We start from the raw sequence: 16521 nt of genomic DNA, 5'->3' as shown, positions 1-16521 counted from the left end.
GGAAAGAAGCAAGTTTAAAGAGAATGAGCTTAAGGCTTTAAGTCAATTCTTAAACACGCCTTATACTTTTGAATCTACTCAAGAAAAAATTTCATCTGCTAAAATAGAAAAAACAAAAATGATTGTGGATTCTCGCCTTGATATTGATGAGTTTATAGATTGGTATTGTAAAAAACAAGATATACGCAATAAAAGCTTCTATGAAGCAAGTCTAAAAGAGAAAATACAAGCTAATACATTTGAAAATTTTAAGCAACTTTATAAAGAATTTGAATATGATAGGGCTAAAGGAATGGGTAGATGAGTAGAAAAGAAAGAGTAAAGATAATGTTAGATATGCTAAAGGCTATTATTATAGCTTTTTTGACAGCATTGTTTGGTTTATTTGGGTATGCTGTAATAAACTATGAAAAGCTAGATATGGTTAGAGCTTTAGGCGTTGTCTTTGGGGCAATTGTTTTGATAGCGTTTTTAATTCTGTCTATTGCTTTATTTTTCAAAGAACTTGATGAATTGGAGAAAATGGAATGATTGGAGTCGTAGCTGTTATTGTTTCGGGTTTAGCATTTTTTGGTGGTTTAGCATTTTTTGTTTATAGGCTTTCACAAGAAGTCAATACGACTAGATAGTTTAAAATAGAGAAGTGGAGATTTGCGTAAGCAAACTCAAACACTTCGGAGCTATGGAATAAGAAGTGCCACGCACAAACAATATCTTAAAACAAAAGCAACGCGTTGTTTTACCCTAGTAAGCTAAAAATGAGACTTTTAAAAAGGGGAAAGAAAGGCTTTAGTGAGGATTCTCGCGATTCATCTCCCCCTACCGCGTTCTTTGTTTTGCTCTTGATTTATCCTCTCTAATCTCTGTAAAGACTTGGAATCTAAAGTGATATTAAACTTCTTAGTTTGTTCTTTGATAGCGTTTGCTCTTTCTAAAAATTCTTGTTTTTGTTTTTCATCATTTACTTTTCCATAGTTGTTGAGATTAATATCTAGTCGTCTTTGTAGTTCGGCTTGGGTGTTGCTGTATAGGTTAGTTTTGATAAGCTTTAAAAGCTCTGTATTATCTCCTTGCATTGCCTGTATGGAGGCTTCTATCATATCATTTTTAGGTATGAGGTTTAAATCTAGCGCAAATCCTGCATTATGAGCTAATTCATTGATAAAGATTCTCTGAACTCTTCCATTCCCCTCTCTAAAAGGGTGCAAAGCATTTAAATCAGTCATAAAGGTGGTTAAATTCTGTGCAAGAGTATCCACATCTTTTTGTTTTTCGTGTAAGCTACATTGCTTTAGATTCTCAAAAATATTTTTAGATTGTTTGGGGAGAAAACTCCCTTTACAAAAGGTAGAATCCCCCTTACTCATAAATCCATATAAACCCATTTCATACCTATCTTGTCCCGCCCAAGTATAGACATCTTGGAATATATGTTTATGAATAGCTTTTAGGTGTTTGTAGCTAAAGTCGCGTTTAATATGTGTGGTTTTGAGTGTTTGCGTGCGTTTTAGTGTAAGTAATCTTTCTCTATGGCGTAGTTCATCAAGCGAAGTCGCACCTACAAGATTGGTTTCAAGCAAAAATCTATCAAAATCATTAAGATGCTCATCGCTATCCCACATTGTTTTAAAGTAGCCCCCATTGGCTCTTATGTTGGGCTATAATTTCATCAGCGGTTTTTTCACCTTTTTCTATTTGAATAAGCTCAATAATATCTTGTTGATTTGCAAACATATCCTCAATAGCAAAATTGCAAATATTGGAGCGAATGCTTTTATATTGTGTCTCTGTGAGATTGTTCCTATAAGATTCTAAAATTGCCAAAGATTCTTCTAGGCTATGGGCTTCTGGATAATTATTCGTTGCTAATACATTTACTTGTGCTGTCATTTTATCTCCCTTATCTTTTGTGAGTATGCTACTTGCTTACTAAGCACAAATCTCGTGTTTTAGGCTTTCACAATCATAGCAAAAATTTGCTTATCTTTGCATTATGAGTAATAAAATAAGACTTCATCTCCCTCTTCCCTCTCGCGTAAGTTTGATTGCAAGATTCACTGACAATGTGGTTAAGTTAAGAAATGAGGTCTTTCGCTAATTTATATTTTATTTTTCGTTGGGGTATGGGTGGCTTGGTGCATTGCCTTTTCCTGATAAGTTTTTCCAAGTATTGTTACTCTTGCAATTTGGGCAAGGTGGCAGAGAAGAAGCAGAAAGCATTGTGATAACATAATTACATTTATTGCATTTAAATTTTCCGCCTGACACATTAGAACCTATTGATATATCATTTTATCCATAAATCCTTCCTTGTTTTATAATTAAAATAAAGACGAATTTAAAGACTATAAATACTTTCCCTATGATTTGATATGAATTATATTAATATTCTCATTATAAAATCATAGAATCTAACAGGCAAGAAAGAGCAAAAAGGATTGCAAATAAGAGTGAAATACATAAATGTGGCGTTTGCATTTAGCGTGATGTGTCATACTGCCTTTGCAGATAGTGAGAGTTTGCGACAACTTGCAAAAAACGTGGGTATTGAACCTGCAAAGCTAGAGTATGTTGGAACAGAATGCACCAAAGAGGCGGCAAAGGCAAAGGCGCAAGTCCGCCAATCCCCACCGCACGAGCAAACCTATAAGTTTGAGATAACCCGCCTAGAATGCGAAATAGCTATGCTTAGTGCTGGTGTGCTAAGTAGCACGCAAGGAATGATAGAGACACTTTCTTATGGCTACGAGGAGTATGACAAGCTTTTAAATAAGTATTACAATCTCTATCGTGCTGAATACAAAAAGCAAAATCAAGGAAAAGGGCAAGATACTCTGCTAGAGGAGCAAAGGGCGTGGCTCAAGCTCCGTGATAGCTATGAGGCATATCTGCGTCAGCACCACGCACACATTTATGAGAGTAATGGGGGCGGCACGATGTGGAGCGTTATTGCAAATGGCGCAAAACTTACATTTCTCAAAAAACGGGTAGAGGAGCTTTTTTTGCGATATAAGACTGCAAAGAATGGTGAGGCTATTGACTTTTATAGTATCTTTGGGAATATAAGCGATGATAATAAATAAGGGTGCGTAAAGATTCTATATGCTTAAATCTGCGCTCCTACAAACTCTATTCATCAGGTGCAAAGAATTTTGCCACACTTTATAATCCATTTGCACATTGGTTTATAAGCATCATAATCTTTCAAAGAACGTCATTTACTGCCGAAAACCAATAATCTACGCCAAAAGATTAATGATTTAAGACAAAACTTTTTGCAATGAGCGACTTTTTGCAAGAATGTGTAAAATTTACCTTTAGATTCAAATGTCTTTATCAAGATTGTTTCAAAATGATACGAGTATAAGCAAAAATTCATTAGAATCTTAACCGAAAATTCAAGGTAAGGAGATAGTATGCTTGAGATACGATGGCATTCTCGTGCTGGGCAAGGCGCGGTAACGGGCGCAAAAGGTCTAGCAGATGTGATTGCGGGAACGGGCAAAGAAGTTCAGGCTTTCGCATTTTATGGTTCGGCAAAACGCGGTGCGTCAATGACGGCTTACAACAGGATAGATTCAGAACCTATTTTAAATCACGAAAAGTTTATGAATCCAGATTATATTTTAGTTATCGACCCCGGGCTTGTTTTTATCACAAACATTTGTCTTTATGACAAACCCTCAACAAAGTATATCATCACTACGCGCTTAAGCAAAGATGAGCTTATTACCAAAAAGCCAGAGCTCGCAAGCAAGGAGATTTATACACTTGACTGCATTCAAATCTCCATTGACGCAATAGGTAAATCCGTGCCAAATGCACCAATGCTAGGAGCATTGATGAAAGTTTCGGGTATGCTTGAGATTGACTTCTTCCTAGAATCTTTCTCTAAAGTGCTTGGCAAAAAACTTCCTCAAAAAATTATTGATGCAAACAAAGTGGCTATTAGACGAGCCTATGATGAAGTAAAGTAACGCTCACAAGGAGAGATTATGGATAAATTAAAAGATTGGGACCAATTTGAAATAGGCTCCGTGCTTTTCCCCTTTAAAAAAGGCGTAGATGGCGCAAGGGAGATTTATAAGAGTGTGCGAACTTATAGCGGCGATAGCTCATTTAGCGATAGTGTAGCGCATTGGCGTGTAGAAAAGCCGGTGCATAATAGTGAAATATGTATTAATTGCTTTAACTGCTGGGTGTTTTGCCCAGATGCGGCTATTCTTACACAAGATGAAAAACTAGCTGGTGTGGATTATGTGCATTGTAAGGGTTGTGGTGTGTGCGTAGATGTCTGCCCTACAAATCCTAAGTCACTTTTGATGTTTAGCGACCACAAAGACAATGAAGAAGCGCTCAAAGAATGGCCGAGCAAAGATTCTAAAAAGTAATGCAGAGGAGGAGATAATGGCTAAAGTAATGGAATTAAGAGATATTGAAGTATGGGATGGCAATACTGCGGCTTCTCAAGCACTTCGTCAAGCACAAATTGATGTTGTAGCTGCATATCCTATCACACCCTCAACACCCATTGTGCAAAACTATGGAAGCTTTGTGAGTAATGGCTATGTTGATGGCGAATTTGTAATGGTAGAATCCGAACACGCCGCGATGAGTGCGTGTGTGGGGGCAGCGGCAGCAGGTGGGCGCGTGGCAACAGCTACAAGCTCTCAAGGTTTTGCACTTATGGTGGAAGTGCTCTATCAAGCCTCTGGTATGCGTTTGCCTATCGTTTTGAATCTTGTTAATCGCGCACTCGCCGCACCGCTTAATGTCAATGGAGACCATTCTGATATGTATCTTAGCCGTGATACAGGCTGGATAAATCTCTGCACCTATAACCCCCAAGAAGCTTATGACTTCAACCTTATGGCATTTAAAATTGCCGAGGATAAACGCGTAAGAGTGCCAGTAATTGTGAATCAAGATGGTTTTATTTGTTCTCATACAGCTCAATCAGTGCGTCCATTTACCGATGAGGTCGCATACAAGTTTATTGGGGATTATATCCCTCATAATCCTATGCTTAATTTTTCAAATCCTGTAACTTATGGTGCGCAAACAGAGGAAGATTGGCACTTCGAGCATAAGGCGCAGCTACATAAGGGCATTATGGATTCAGCCGCGATAATAGAGGAAGTGTTTGAATCTTTTGCAAAGCTTTCAGGGCGCAAATATAATCTTGTAGAGACTTACGATTTAGATGATGCAGAAGTAGCGATTGTGGCACTTGGCACAAGTGTAGAATCTGCTCGTGTGGCAGCAAAAAAAGTGCGAAAGGAAAAGGGCATTAAAGCGGGTGTGCTTTCTATCCGCACTTTGCGCCCATTCCCGCTTAAGCGCATTGGAGAGACTATTAAGAACCTTAAGGCAATTGCTTGTCTTGATAGAAGCCTCCCAGCAGGTGCTATGGGTATGCTTTTCAATGAGTTTTCAGCCGCTGCACTCGCTGCAAATGCACACCCTGTAATGTCAAACTACATTTATGGGCTTGGTGGTCGCGATTTAATGCAATCACACTTGGAAAGTATTTTTGTCGAGCTTAACTCAAATGCACAAGCTGGTAAGCTCACACATCCACTTCAACAAATGTTAGGACTTCGCGGACCTAAGATGAGCTTTTTTTAAGGAGAATAGATATGGTAAAAGAAGTTAAAAATCTCAAAGAGTTTCAAAAATCATCAAAGAAATTTGAAGGTGCGCATTTGCTTTGTCCGGGATGCGCTCACGGAATGATTGTTCGAGAAGTGTTAAACGCTGTTGATGGACCCATTGTTTTAGGCAACTCTACAGGTTGCCTTGAAGTTTCAAGTGCTGTGTATCCGCATACAAGCTGGGATGTGCCTTGGATTCACATAGGCTTTGAGAATGGTTCTACAGCAGTAGCTGGTGCAGAGGCTATGTATAAAGCTCTTGCACGCAAAGGCAGATATACAGGTGAAAAGCCTAAATTTGTTGCATTTGGTGGTGATGGCGCGACTTATGATATTGGATTCCAATGGATTAGTGGCTGCTTTGAACGCGGACACGATATGACTTACATCTGCCTTGATAATGAAGTCTATGCAAACACAGGTGGGCAACGAAGTAGCTCTACGCCTTTTGGTTCTAGCACTTCAACTACTCCTGCAGGAAGCGCAAGTTATGGTAAAAAGGAACGCAAGAAAGACATACTTTTTATTATGGCAGCTCATCACGCGCCATATGTTGCACAGGTCGCTCCAAATAAATGGAAAGATATGAATAAGAAAATTAAGCGCGCTATTGATACAGAGGGACCTACATTTATCAACGCAATGAGTGCCTGCACCACAGAATGGCGGTTTGAATCTAATAAAACCGTTGAGATTAGCGATTTAGCCGTGGATTCTCTTGTATTTCCATTGTTTGAAATCATTAATGGCACGGAGCTTCACATTACCTACCGCCCACGCAATGTTATTCCCGTGCGTGATTATTTGGGCGCACAAGGCAGATTTAAACATCTCTTCAAACCTGAAAATGAGCATATTATCAAGCAATTCCAAAAAGATGTAGAGGCACGTTGGGAATATCTCCAACGCAGAGAGGAAATCAATCCAAAATAGCCCCCCCCCACATAGCTCCCTTAAATTTTTAGGGGGCATTAATTATTTATTATTCAAAAAGATATACAATCGCCGATTCTACACACCCATACTAATTTTACCGCGAGGATTGAAATATGCAAGAAAAATCCGATAAAACAGGCAAAAAATCAAAAGAAATCAATGCTGAATTAGAGAATCTGTTTAAAAAAGCTGATAATGATTACATTACCTACGAAAAAATCGCTCAAATTATGACAAAAGCCCCCACGAGCACACAGGTAAAGAAAATCAAAGATTTAAGCAAAAAATACAAAAAACAACTTCTTAGTTCCTCAGAAGTGGCTAAAATGCTCAATACTCAAGAGCAGATTAAACGTCAAGCTGATAAGAAAAAAATGCTTGATGAGGAACTCGAAGATGAGTTTGATTTTATGAAAGACAAAGAGCTACTCGAATGGAGCAGGAGCGACAGCCCTGTGCGTATGTATTTGCGCGAAATGGGGCAGATTCCGCTTTTGACAAAAGAGGAAGAGATTAGCTTAAGCAAGCAAATTGAATTAGGCGAAAACACAATACTTGACGCGATTTGCTCCGTGCCATATTTAATTGATTTTATCTATGATTATAAAGACGCGCTAATTAAGCGTGAAAGGCGCGTAAAAGAGCTTTTTAAGAATTTTGATGATGAAGATGAAGAAAATAAAGAAGAGGAAGAATTTGATTTAGAAGATGATGAGGGTGTGCAAAAAATAAATTCAAAAAAAGACCAAAAACGCGTAGAAAAGGTTATGGAAAGCTTTAAGGCACTCGATAAGGCAAAAAAAGAATGGCTCAAGGTGCTTGAAAGCCCAATTTTAGAGGGAGAGGACGAGATTAGTCATATTTTGCTTCTCTCATACAAAAAGCATATTCTAAAAACAAAGCTTTTAGACTTAGGTCCTACAAGTAAGCTTATCAACGAGCTTGTAAAAGCTATGGAAAACACCATAAAAAGCGGCGATGGCTTCGAGCGCGAACTAAAACGACTTGAATATAAGCTCCCACTTTTCAATGAAACCCTCGTGGAAAATCATAAAAAAATCCTTGCAAATATCACAAATATGAGTCGCGATGAAATCGCTGCAATGGTGCCAGAAACGACTATGGTAAGCGTGTATGTGGAGCTTAAAAAAATCTTCCAAACCAAAGAGGCGAGCGAAGGGGGATTCAACCTCGAGCCTGAAAAACTAAAAGAGATTTTAGAGCAAATCAAACGTGGAAAGTCTATTTCGGATAAGGCAAAAGCAAAAATGGCAAAATCTAATCTACGCTTAGTAGTGAGCATAGCCAAACGTTATACAAATCGTGGTTTGCCCTTTTTAGATTTGATTCAAGAGGGTAACATCGGGCTAATGAAAGCCGTGGATAAGTTTGAATATCAAAAGGGTTTTAAATTTTCCACCTATGCGACTTGGTGGATTAGACAAGCAATTTCGCGTGCGATTGCCGACCAAGCACGCACAATTCGTATTCCTATCCATATGATAGAGACGATTAATAGAATCCACAAGATTATGCGTAAGCACGTGCAGGAAACAGGCAAAGAACCAGATATTGATTTTATCGCTAAAGAAGTCGGGCTGCCTATTGATAAAGTAAAAAATGTGATTAAAATCACAAAAGAACCCGTGAGTCTTGATGCACCTATTGGAAGCGATGATGATGGTAAATTTGGAGATTTTGTAGAGGATAAAAGCTTAGTTGGTCCTATGGACTTTATCCTTAAAGAAGACTTGAAAGTGCAAATTGATGAAGTGCTCGAACAGCTTAACGACAGGGAACAGGCTGTGATTCGTATGCGCTTTGGACTACTCAATGACGAGAGTGATAGGACTCTAGAGGAAATTGGCAAGGAGCTTAATGTTACGCGTGAGAGAGTGCGACAAATAGAATCAAGTGCGATTAAAAAACTCAAGCACCCAAAAGTAGGTAGAAAGCTTAAAAATTATATTGAGGAATAGGGTTAGAGAAAGCCAAATTGCTTTTTGTTTCATAGATTTGAAGGGGAGAAGCGCAAATGTTTTTACAAAAAGTAAAATTTATATTGCTAGGGATAGCTTCAACTTCATTATTACTTGGATATGAACCTCCACAATTATACAATACTTCACTTTTAAGCAATAAGGGGACAATGTTTTCTAATACACTCTCGCCTGAAATGGCAGAGGAGAGGTATAGTGTGGATTTTGATGGCGAAGTAGAGCTTACCGGTGTGCTTGAAATGGCTTATGAATTTAACCAAGGTGCTTGGAATTGGGTATTTTACCCTGATAGCAACCTTGAGCTTCCTTTTTCGTTTGACCCATATAAACAAGGAGTTTATAATGAGCAACTTAAACAATGGGATTATAAGAAAGCTTCTTTTAATGAAAAGACTAATTTTGGTGTGCTTGTAGGGATTGATGAAATATATAGAATCCTCCCTTATGATTTACAAGCAAAGGAGATAATTTTTGGTGCAGTCGCAGTGAGAGCGCAGGTAGTATTCAATTATTATGGATTTGATGGAAAAAAAGATTTTCCTATAAAGGTAGGGCATATAAAAAAAATTAAAGCACTTTCTCCAATATCCAAGCATTATTATGAGATTGGCATTGCACCGCATTTACAACAATTCCCTAAAACAAAGGATAGTTATATTAATTTAAGAGGTGAGCCAAAAAATGATGGCAAAAAGGCAGGAGAGATTATCGCGCAAATCCAAGTGGAAGATTTAAAAAATAAAAATGCTTTTGTTTATTATATGTGGGGACGAAGTATTGGTGAATGGCTAAGAGTCTTTTACTTTCCACCTTCAGCCAAAAGTGGTAAGGACGCTATATTAGGTTATATCCATTCTTCACAAATTGAGAGCAACAAGCAAAAATAGCATTTTTTATGTGTTTTTCAACCCCTATAATCATACCTTATCTATCTTACTTTAACTTCCTTTTGTTGTTTTGATTTTTCCAAAGAGCAGTAATAGTAAAATACAGCTAGTTTCTAATATTTGAATCTATGATTCTTATTAGGGAGTGAATATACAGATATGAGGTTTGTGGCTTTAGTGCCACACGCAAATCGCTCCCTTTATTTTATCATTCATAGGATACTACTCGCTCCTACGACATTTTTTGCTACTCAATCCACTTCGCAAAACTGCGTTATTGAATCTAAAAAACTTTAATGATACAATGTTGCATCAACGCTACACAAATATAAAGGATAAAAATGAAAAATCCTAGCAAAAATACCAAAGATAAAGCAAGTATAGAAAATACAGATTCAAAGCGCACATCGCGCAAAAATACTAAGAAATCTGTAGATTCTAAGCAAAAAGATGCAAGTCATATCTCTAGCGATAGCCACTCTAATACTACATCGGCGCACAACATTAAAGATTACGAAGTGATAGAGGAAGTGAGCACATCACAAAGCATCACAAGCAACATAGCCGCGCGTTTTAGTGCTGACAAGTCGCGTTTTATCACCGCTATTGTGCTTATCGCCGCACTTACTATTGTGCTAAGCATTAATTCTCCGCTGCTTATTTGCGTAGTTCTGTGCGCATTTTGCCTTGTTGGCATACAAGAATCCCTCAAACTCTATGGCTTACAATCCGCCCTACACTACTACATTGCTACCACATTGGCGTGGGTATGTGCCTACTTTAATGACCGCGTGATAGAATCTGCTCTTTTTATTTTGGTTGCTTACGCCTCCTATCTTGCTTACAGCAAAAAAATTAGTCCCAAAACCCTACTTCCATTTCTTTATCCACTCTTGCCATTTTTAAGCATTTACGCCCTGTATAAAGACGCCGGGGGTGCGGGGATATGGGTGCTTATATGGCTTATTGTTATCGTTGCTTTTACCGATACAGGTGCGTATTTTGGGGGCAAAGCCTTTGGCAAAACACCCTTTTGCCCCACCAGTCCAAAGAAAACAATCGAAGGTGTGATATGCGGTGTGGCTTGTGGCGTGATAGTTGGCTCACTTGTGGGCATAGGTCCTTGTGGGGGCTTTTTTTACTCACTCATTATTACCATTGTCGTGGCGATTAGCTCCGTGTTTGGCGATTTATTTGAAAGCTACCTCAAGCGCGAAGTAGATGTAAAAGATAGTGGCACTTTGCTACCCGGGCACGGCGGTGTGCTCGATAGATTTGACGCCATACTTTTTGGTGCGGTTGTTATGCACTTTTTACTTTTCTTTTTGCCCGGATACAATAACCTTGATATTATGCTTTAGAGCTTTTTCGTGGTTATACTTGGCAGCACAGGGAGCATTGGCACAAACGCCCTTGAAGTCGCTACACGCTTTGGTATTCCCATAGAATCCTTAAGCGCGGGAAAAAATATTGCACTCCTCAATCAGCAAATAGCCGCCCATAAGCCCAAAAATGTGTGTATCGCGGATAAAGCAGATTCGCATAAACTCATCTCCGGGAATTACCGCCTCTTTTGTGGTAATAGCGGGATTTTAGAAATGATAGAATCCTCCCAATCTATGCTTGTCATCAACGCACTCGTGGGTTTTGTTGGACTTGCCCCTAGCTTTAAGATTCTACAATGTGGCAAAAAATGCGCCCTCGCAAACAAAGAAAGCCTTGTCAATGCTGGTTGGCTCTTGCAAGATTCGCATATCACGCCCATTGATAGCGAACATTTTGGGCTATGGTATTTGCTCGGCAATCGCCCTTTACATAAACTCTATATTACAGCGAGTGGTGGGGCGTTTAGGGATTATCCGCTTGATAAGATTCCACTCGCCACACCACAAGAAGCCCTCAAGCACCCAAATTGGCAAATGGGGCAGAAAATCACCATAGATTCAGCGACAATGGCAAACAAACTCTTTGAATTGCTCGAAGCGCGGTGGCTCTTTGATACCTCACATATAGACGCGCTTATTGAATCTAGCTCAAGCATTCACGCACTCATCGAGTTCAAAGACGGCAGCACAACCGCGCACATCAGCCACCCAGATATGAAACTCCCTATTGCCTATGCGATAAATCCTGCCCTTGCAATGGAGCAGGGTTTTATCTCGCCTCTCTCGCCCTACTCGCTCTCTCTTAGCTTTAAGCCTATTGAATCTACGCGCTATCCTTTGTGGACTCTAAAAGATACACTTTTACACACACCGCAAAAGGGTGTAGTGCTTAATGCAAGCAATGAAGTCGCCGTGGCACATTTCTTATCTAGGCACATACCTTTTGGCGAAATTAGTGCGCTTGTCCTTGCGATGATAGAATCTTTTGCAGACACTGATTTCAGCACTCTGCGAAGTTTAGAATCTATTTGCGCTCTTGATAAAAATGTAAGGGCAAAAAGCACAGAATGGCTTCAAGCACGAGGATACAGCATAGACTAATTAATGAGATAAAGCATAAAATTTTAAGATTCAAATACAGCAAAATTATCGTAACTTGGCACTTTATGTAACAAGCTTCATATTTCTTATAGGAAATGGAAAAGTTTATTTTTTTTTTTTTGTCGTTGGGCTACAATAGAAAATCCATTGTCTCAAATTTGATGGGGCAAATTTTAAGGATATGAAAGGATAAGATATGAAAAAAATCTCAATAGTATTAGCGGGTCTCCTCTGCGTAGCGGCAAATGCACAAAGTAACGGTTTGTTTGTCGGGGTAAATGCAGGTGTGCCTATTACTACGCCCTCATATACAGGATTCACAGGATTAAAAGATAACTTCCCTACAAGTGGCTTTGGTTGGGCAGTAGGGCTAGATGTAGGCTATAAACAAGCTTTGAGCGAAAATTATGGTTTAAAATACTATATCAGCTATAACTACAATCAAAGCAAAGGCTCTAAAGATAATTCTACACTAATTGGCAATGTAGATGCTGATATTAATCAACATCTTATCACTGCAAATGTAGATTATTGGTTGAATTTTACTCGCTCTTTTGGCGCGTATATCGGTATCGGTGTAGGCTATCAACAATATGACCCTACTTGGAAAACAGCAATGATGAGTATTTCAGCTGGTGCTAAAGGCGGACTTGCTGTGCCTTTAAATGTAGGGCTTACCTATAACTTCAATGATGCAAGTCAAATCCTCCTTGGAGCAAAGATTCCATTAGTAGCCTATGATTACGAATCAGATACTAATCCTATGATGCTACCTATGGCAAATGGGACAGCTACACTTCGCACTTATATCGTGCAAATTGGATACAACTACACTTTCTAAGATTTTGTCGAACTCTATCTCTTAGAAATATTCTGCTAGGGAATCTCACACTCCCTAGTTTGCTTCTTATTTCTTTTAGCCGTGTTATTAATTGAGTATGGTAGAATACTTGCAAATTTGCGTAATAATCCACTCACAAGGAATACTATGAATATCCGCACTTTTATCTCCACAAGAGATTCTAACCCCGCTCTTGCAAAAAATTTCAAAGATGCTATTCTCAATCCCTCCGCACCACAGGGAGGACTCTACACTTTTGATACTCTGCCAGAACTTAGCACACAAGATATCAACTCTCTAGGTAGTTTAAGCTATGAAGAGCTGTGTATCAAGCTTTTTAAAACTCTTAATTTGGGGCTTGATGAGGTGCTTTTAAAAGATATATTACAATGCTATAAAAGCTTTGATAATCCAAATAATCCTGCCCCAATTATGAGCTTTGATGAAAATCTCTTTATGCTTAATCTCTACTCTGGTCCTACTCGCGCATTTAAAGATATGGCATTACAACCTTTTGGGGCATTGCTTTCGCACTTTGCCGCACAAAAAGAGCAAACTTATATGATTCTTGCCGCCACAAGCGGTGATACAGGACCTGCAACCTTACAAAGCTTTGCCAATAAGCCCTTTATCAAGGCTGTTTGTCTTTACCCAAGTGGTGGCACAAGCGATGTACAAAGACTACAAATGACAACACAAGAAGCAAGTAATTGTAAAGTGATAGGCATTTATGGGGATTTTGATGACGCACAAAATGCACTCAAATCCCTACTAAACAACACACATTTTATAGAATCTCTCCATAAGCAAAACATTGCTCTTTCTGCGGCAAATTCTGTCAATATAGGACGCATTGTTTTTCAAATCGTTTATCATTTTTGGGCGTATATGAGTCTTTTAAAAAATAACAAACTCACACTTGGTGAAAAAATCTCCATTGTCGTGCCAAGCGGTAATTTTGGCAATATTTTGGGAGCATTTTTTGCAAAAAAAATGGGTTTGCCCATAGATAAACTTGTCGTTGCATCAAATGTCAATAATATCTTAAGTGATTTTATCAATACAGGCGTGTATGACATTTCTCAACGCACTCTCCTCAAATCCAAATCTCCTGCTATGGATATTCTCAAAAGCTCAAATGTCGAGCGTGTGCTATATACACTCTTTGGGGCAAAACGCACAAAAGAATGTATGCAATCACTCAATACAACAGGAACTTACGCGCTTAATAAAGATGAATTAGCCCTTTTGCAAGAGGATTTCCTCGCCTTATTTTGTGATGATACACAATGTCTTCAAAGTATAGCGCAAGGATTCAAAAAAGGCTTTGTGCTTGACCCACATAGCGCAATAGCATATTATGGAGCAAAAAAACTACAAGAAGAAGGTGCTATTACTAAAACCATTTTTCTCTCCACAGCAGAATGGAGTAAATTTGCCCCGAGTGTGTGGGAAGCTCTAGCTAAGGCTCATATCGTGCAAGGAATATGCAAAAATGATAAAGAAGCATTGGAGGGTATTTGTGGGCATACACAAGTGAGTATCCCTCCACAAATTGGCATACTTTTTGATAAGGAGGAAGTGCAAAATGATGTGATTTCTCCCACAGAGATAGAATCTTGCATTATGCAGTGGCTTAGAGATAAAAACTGAAAATTTAAAACAAATATGATAGAATCAACGATTTAAGCTAGGCTATATTATCTAAGGAGCAAAGATGGATTTTGTAAGTGTCATTATGGGAAGCAAAAGCGATTGGAATGTAATGAGTGAGTGCATAGAGGTTTTTAAAAAATTTGATGTCGCCTATGAAGTCATCATTAGTTCAGCTCATCGCTCACCCGAGCGCACAAAATCCTACATCAAAGACGCACAATCTCGCGGGGCGCAAGTTTTTATTGGGGCAGCGGGTATGGCAGCACATTTAGCAGGAGCGATTGCCTCACAAACTTGCAAACCTGTTATAGGTGTGCCCTTAAGTGGTGGTGCGCTTGATGGGCTTGATGCACTTTTATCCACCGTGCAAATGCCTAGCTCTATGCCTGTAGCAACGGTAAGTATTGGTAAAGCCGGAGCGATAAACGCAGCGCATTTAGCTATGCAAATCTTAAGCCTTAAAAATGATGAGCTTGCGGGAAAACTTATAGAAGACCGCGTGATGAAAGCAAAAAAAGTCGAGTTAGATTCTGCTGAAATTGAGGTGAGGAGGGGCTAATGGAGAATGCAACGACTTGGGTTGAGTTAGAAGAGTTTGTAAAACTCTCTGGCTTAGATGAAGCCAAAATCACGGAACTCATTAGCGAAGGAAGCATCAAAAGCAAAAAAGACGGAGAAAAAACCTTTGTCGATGCGACTTCTGGCGTGGGTGCGCTCGTGAAAAAAGTAGAATCTAATCTCGTCTCTGCTGATATGAGTGGCAAGGAGCTAGACCCTGTTTTTGTTGAAAAAACAATCTCTACGATTTTAGGGCTACACGATAAAGTCATCTCGGCAAAAGATGAAACCATAAGTGCTTTTAAAAATGAAAATAGCTTCCTCAAGGATGCGCTTATTTCTATGCAAGAAGTCTATGATGATGATAAAAAAACAATGGAAACCCTACGTTTAGAACTTGAAAAAGCGCGTGAGGAAATAGAATTTATGAAGCGAAAATATCGCCTAATGTGGGGTAAAGTCGCTAATATGACCGAGACAAAATGATAGCGACTAATGCGTGTTTTAGCTGTTTGCAATCCCAAGTAGATAATCTCTGCGCTATGTTGCAAATGGATAGCAAAACTATTCGACAAAACATAGATAGTGTGCTTGAAAATGCTAAGGGGCGAGGGCTTATGCCACCTCAAATCGCTATTGATGTGTATGAATCCTTTCGACATAGCACACATTTAAGCGACCCATTTGCAGAGATAAAAAAAGAGAGTATAGCTCAAGCTACTAAAATCGTGCAAAGCCTCCTTAGCACCTATCCTGCGCCGATTTTAGAGATAGGTAAAGATGTAGATTCTAAACAGAATTTAGAATCCCAACAGAAAGCAAATTGTATTGTCAAATCTGCGTGTGAAAGCTTCACCTTAGAATCTCCCACAGAATCTACCACAAACTTCAGCGCAGATTCTATTTTTAAAAGACTTAATTGGGCGGTGCGCGTGGCGATTTTAGGCAATGTGATTGATTATGGCTCACAGCATAGCTTTGATTTCGCGCAAGGCGACTTTAGCTTTCATACTATTAATTTTGCGCGTTTTGATTTAGAGCTGTTTATCTCTAGGCTCAATAGCGCGCAAACTCTCCTTTATATCGCTGATAATGCGGGGGAAAATCTCTTTGATGAGGTGCTACTTCAATCACTTAAAAGCATTTATCCACATTTACAGATTTTCTATGCCACGCGCGGAGAACCTATTATCAATGACTTGACTATTACAGATTTAGCTCACCCTTTAGCACAAAACATACAAAAATATTGCACTTTGCTTGATAGTGGCGTAAGAAGCCCGGGCTTTGTCTATGCGGGAGCAAACGCGCAAACACGGGGTATTTATGATAATGCCGATGTAATTTTAGCAAAGGGAATGGGGAATTTTGAATGTCTCAATACCCAAAAAGATGAACGTCTTTTCTTGCTTTTTAAAGTCAAATGCGATGTGGTGGCGCAATACTGCGATGTGGAAAAAGGCAGAATGATGTTTATCCACAATCGCACAACAAAGGAGTAGT

General features: G+C 39.0%; 20 protein-coding genes. 17 read left to right on the top strand and 3 right to left on the bottom strand.

Annotation, left to right across the window (positions count from 1 at the left end):
• Window positions 1-304: hypothetical protein (locus LS67_RS09660; RefSeq protein WP_161594488.1), on the top strand; the 304-nt coding region annotated here is incomplete at its 5' end.
• Window positions 301-531, top strand: coding sequence for a hypothetical protein (locus LS67_RS07995; RefSeq protein ID WP_138109686.1), 231 nt, complete (start codon window positions 301-303; stop codon window positions 529-531). The genes LS67_RS09660 and LS67_RS07995, both read left to right, overlap by 4 nt.
• Window positions 532-809: 278 nt before the next feature.
• Here the strand turns inward: LS67_RS07995 and LS67_RS07990 are convergent, their stop codons facing one another.
• From LS67_RS07990 to LS67_RS10265, 3 genes are all read right to left on the bottom strand, one after another.
• Complete coding sequence (locus tag LS67_RS07990) at window positions 810-1622, bottom strand: Fic/DOC family protein (RefSeq protein WP_052099913.1); 813 nt, start codon at window positions 1620-1622, stop codon at window positions 810-812.
• A gap of 4 nt (window positions 1623-1626) precedes the next feature.
• Window positions 1627-1890 (bottom strand): hypothetical protein, encoded by a 264-nt coding sequence (locus LS67_RS07985; protein WP_052082037.1) that lies wholly within the window; start codon window positions 1888-1890, stop codon window positions 1627-1629.
• 216 nt (window positions 1891-2106) lie between these two features.
• Window positions 2107-2268 (bottom strand): zinc ribbon-containing protein, encoded by a 162-nt coding sequence (locus LS67_RS10265; protein WP_161594487.1) that lies wholly within the window; start codon window positions 2266-2268, stop codon window positions 2107-2109.
• Window positions 2269-2450: 182 nt separating this feature from the next.
• On the opposite strand from LS67_RS10265, the gene LS67_RS07975 reads away from it, so the two are divergent.
• The 15 genes from LS67_RS07975 to LS67_RS07910 all read left to right on the top strand — a co-directional run bounded on the left by LS67_RS07975 (window position 2451) and on the right by LS67_RS07910 (window position 16520).
• Window positions 2451-3083 (top strand): lysozyme inhibitor LprI family protein, encoded by a 633-nt coding sequence (locus LS67_RS07975; protein WP_236096376.1) that lies wholly within the window; start codon window positions 2451-2453, stop codon window positions 3081-3083.
• A gap of 333 nt (window positions 3084-3416) precedes the next feature.
• On the top strand, window positions 3417-3977 hold the full coding sequence (locus LS67_RS07970; protein ID WP_034328260.1) for a pyruvate flavodoxin oxidoreductase subunit gamma: 561 nt from the start codon (window positions 3417-3419) through the stop codon (window positions 3975-3977).
• An 18-nt stretch (window positions 3978-3995) separates the two neighbouring features.
• The gene (locus tag LS67_RS07965) at window positions 3996-4391 is read left to right on the top strand and encodes a 4Fe-4S dicluster domain-containing protein (protein ID WP_034328258.1); all 396 of its coding nucleotides are present in this window, start codon (window positions 3996-3998) and stop codon (window positions 4389-4391) included.
• A gap of 16 nt (window positions 4392-4407) precedes the next feature.
• Window positions 4408-5628, top strand: a complete 1221-nt coding sequence (locus tag LS67_RS07960) for a 2-oxoacid:ferredoxin oxidoreductase subunit alpha (protein WP_034328256.1) — start codon at window positions 4408-4410, stop codon at window positions 5626-5628.
• Window positions 5629-5639: 11 nt separating this feature from the next.
• Window positions 5640-6587 carry a thiamine pyrophosphate-dependent enzyme gene (locus LS67_RS07955; RefSeq protein ID WP_034328254.1) on the top strand — a complete coding sequence of 316 codons (948 nt, stop codon included), beginning with the start codon at window positions 5640-5642 and terminating at the stop codon, window positions 6585-6587.
• Window positions 6588-6703: 116 nt separating this feature from the next.
• Window positions 6704-8569: an RNA polymerase sigma factor RpoD gene (gene rpoD, locus LS67_RS07950; protein ID WP_034328252.1), complete on the top strand. Its 1866-nt coding sequence runs from the start codon at window positions 6704-6706 to the stop codon at window positions 8567-8569.
• 56 nt (window positions 8570-8625) lie between these two features.
• On the top strand, window positions 8626-9477 hold the full coding sequence (locus tag LS67_RS07945; protein ID WP_034328249.1) for a hypothetical protein: 852 nt from the start codon (window positions 8626-8628) through the stop codon (window positions 9475-9477).
• A 159-nt stretch (window positions 9478-9636) separates the two neighbouring features.
• A complete protein-coding gene (locus LS67_RS09655) occupies window positions 9637-9774 on the top strand; it encodes a hypothetical protein (protein ID WP_156407274.1) in 138 nt (45 codons plus the stop codon).
• Window positions 9775-9818: 44 nt separating this feature from the next.
• A complete protein-coding gene (locus LS67_RS07940) occupies window positions 9819-10838 on the top strand; it encodes a phosphatidate cytidylyltransferase (protein WP_034328246.1) in 1020 nt (339 codons plus the stop codon).
• Between the two features lie 9 nt (window positions 10839-10847).
• Window positions 10848-11963 carry a 1-deoxy-D-xylulose-5-phosphate reductoisomerase gene (dxr, locus tag LS67_RS07935; protein WP_138109684.1) on the top strand — a complete coding sequence of 372 codons (1116 nt, stop codon included), beginning with the start codon at window positions 10848-10850 and terminating at the stop codon, window positions 11961-11963.
• 196 nt (window positions 11964-12159) lie between these two features.
• A complete protein-coding gene (locus LS67_RS07930) occupies window positions 12160-12804 on the top strand; it encodes an outer membrane beta-barrel protein (RefSeq protein WP_034328198.1) in 645 nt (214 codons plus the stop codon).
• Between the two features lie 147 nt (window positions 12805-12951).
• Window positions 12952-14457, top strand: a complete 1506-nt coding sequence (thrC, locus tag LS67_RS07925; protein WP_034328200.1) for a threonine synthase — start codon at window positions 12952-12954, stop codon at window positions 14455-14457.
• A 64-nt stretch (window positions 14458-14521) separates the two neighbouring features.
• Window positions 14522-15019 carry a 5-(carboxyamino)imidazole ribonucleotide mutase gene (gene purE / locus LS67_RS07920; RefSeq protein ID WP_034328201.1) on the top strand — a complete coding sequence of 166 codons (498 nt, stop codon included), beginning with the start codon at window positions 14522-14524 and terminating at the stop codon, window positions 15017-15019.
• The gene (locus tag LS67_RS07915) at window positions 15019-15504 is read left to right on the top strand and encodes a DUF3972 domain-containing protein (RefSeq protein WP_034328203.1); all 486 of its coding nucleotides are present in this window, start codon (window positions 15019-15021) and stop codon (window positions 15502-15504) included. Before purE ends, LS67_RS07915 begins: the two co-directional genes overlap by 1 nt.
• Window positions 15501-16520, top strand: coding sequence for a damage-control phosphatase ARMT1 family protein (locus tag LS67_RS07910; RefSeq protein ID WP_034328204.1), 1020 nt, complete (start codon window positions 15501-15503; stop codon window positions 16518-16520). Before LS67_RS07915 ends, LS67_RS07910 begins: the two co-directional genes overlap by 4 nt.
• The last annotated feature ends 1 nt before the right edge of the window (window position 16521 follow it).

It is taken from the genome of Helicobacter sp. MIT 03-1616 (assembly GCF_000765685.2).
In the GTDB taxonomy this organism is placed as follows: Bacteria; Campylobacterota; Campylobacteria; order Campylobacterales; family Helicobacteraceae; genus Helicobacter_C; species Helicobacter_C typhlonius.
Note: the sequence above shows the minus strand (reverse complement) of the source record. Positions and strands in the feature narration are given on the sequence as shown.